The 1,206-nt window shown below is 61.3% G+C and carries 1 pseudogene; it reads right to left on the bottom strand.

Annotation, left to right across the window (positions count from 1 at the left end):
* Window positions 1-56: 56 nt before the first annotated feature.
* Window positions 57-302 (bottom strand): annotated as a pseudogene (locus BLT09_RS33355) (transposase); the annotation flags it as partial.
* Window positions 303-1,206 lie beyond the last annotated feature (904 nt).

The following is a 1,206-nucleotide window of genomic DNA, read 5'->3' as shown; positions in this document are numbered from 1 at the left end:
CCCTGGGCCTACATCCAACCTTCCGAGCTTAAGGCCGTGGCCTGAGAACAGCGCTTACTTCCTTTGCGCAGCTCCGGGATCTCCAACGCGATCCGCCCGGCGCGGGTATCCCAGTCCCGGTCGCGATAGCCGTTCCGCTGCACCTCCCGCAGCGGCGAGCGTGCGCCCTTCGCAGCGCCTGTACGCGCTTCCACCTCCATCTCCATGACGCGATCGGCCGCAAAGGCCAGCATGTCGCGCACGAAGGCGCTGTCGGCCTGCTTCTCAATCAGCTCGATCAGGGCCATTCTCTCGTCAGTCATCGTCGCCTCCGCTCTGTTCCAGGTGTTGCAACGGAACCTTCTCGAAGATCGGCGATGACCGCCAGCGCTGCAGTCGGCCGCGCGCTGCGCTACGCCGACGGCTCCGCGCGCGGCCTCCTACACCATCACCAGGGACACAGCCCTTTCGCAAAGGCACTGGGCCGGGTGGGTACTGGAACGTGAAGCCTGGATCGAGAATTACATTGTCGACGCTGCGTCGTTGGCAGTGTCGCGCCGTGATCTGCGAAGACGCTGCCGGCTGCCCAAGCTAATAGGGCAGCCGTTGCCACAGGGGATCTGCGCAATGTACGCGGGGGGCGAGCCGCGGGACCCTGAATAGGGCGGCGCCTCCTCGGCGTTGAACTGAAGACCCTTAGCTAGAATTCGAAGCAGGTCGTACCGAAAGTATTCATTCTCGAACGATAAAGGCGACGTCCCACTGGCTGGATGAGGATGGCGATTTGCTTGGCCGTTGCGGGAGATCTGTGTGGGCGCGCATCAACGCGATTAGCGGAAGGCCTGACGGCCGACACGTTGCTGTGACCCAAAGAATGGTAGCTCACTACAAGGATTTAACGTCCCATCTTGAAGGCTTCCCTCGCCTCCGCCTTTGCCCGCCTGCATGGTCATGGAACGAGGCCAAGTAGCGGTCCCGCAAAATCCAGATCGCGCGCGCCCGATGCGATCGGTCGACGTTTGCCGCGAACTGATCGCGAAACGCCGATTTCCTGCGTTTTCATCCGGACAATCGCATAAGACGGCCGGTCTGCGCTGCTATATTCAGAGGGCGCGGATCGGTTCGGCCCAGCCGACCTGACGCGGCCAGTTGTGCTGAGGAAATGCAACTCATGATCACTGAACATAGCATATCGGTTGGTGGTATCACGACCTCGTATTGTGAGAA

It is taken from the genome of Mesorhizobium muleiense (genome assembly GCF_900099905.1).
GTDB classification, from domain to species: domain Bacteria; phylum Pseudomonadota; class Alphaproteobacteria; order Rhizobiales; family Rhizobiaceae; genus Mesorhizobium; species Mesorhizobium muleiense.
Note: the sequence above shows the minus strand (reverse complement) of the source record. Positions and strands in the feature narration are given on the sequence as shown.